At 73.0% G+C, this 563-nt stretch carries 1 protein-coding gene; it reads left to right on the plus strand.

The window, feature by feature from the left end; all coding sequences use genetic code 11:
- Positions 1-563 (plus strand): DUF1565 domain-containing protein (locus tag D7V88_RS42080; RefSeq protein WP_120546000.1); only part of this gene is annotated, 563 nt, incomplete at both ends.

Raw genomic sequence — 563 nt, forward strand, 5'->3', positions numbered from 1 at the left:
CGCGAAGTCCACCTCGGCCCCGGGCACGGCGCCCCCCATCGGCGTGCAGCCGGTGGCCAACACGCCCGCCGCGCAGATGCCGGCGCACGATGATCACACCCCCATCGCGGAGCCCGGTCCCCAGCCCTCCGTCAGCGCCAAGGCGATGAGCGCCGTCGCGGCGACGACGCCCGTCCACGACTGGGTGGTGTCGCCCACCGGCGACGATGGAGCCGAGGGCACGGAAGCCGCGCCGCTGCGCACCATCGCCATGGCGGTGGGCAAGGCTGCTCCTGGCGACCGGGTCCGCGTGCTGGCGGGCACCTACGCGGAGCGCCTCGTGCTGGGTGAGAACGTCCAGGCGGGCACCCCGGAAGCGAAGATCACCCTGCAGGGCGAAGGCCGCCCGAAGCTCACGCCGGGCAGCGGCTCTGGCGCGCTCGTCCAGGTGCGCCGGCCGAACTGGATCATCGACGGCTTCGACATCGACGTGCAGTCGCAGCCCATCTTCGGCGTCGGTTTCGAGGGCGACGTGCAAGGCACGGTGCTCGCCAATTCGGAGCTGCACCACGGGACGGGTGGGG

The sequence above is a fragment of the Corallococcus terminator genome (genome assembly GCF_003611635.1).
Lineage (GTDB): Bacteria > Myxococcota > Myxococcia > Myxococcales > Myxococcaceae > Corallococcus > Corallococcus terminator.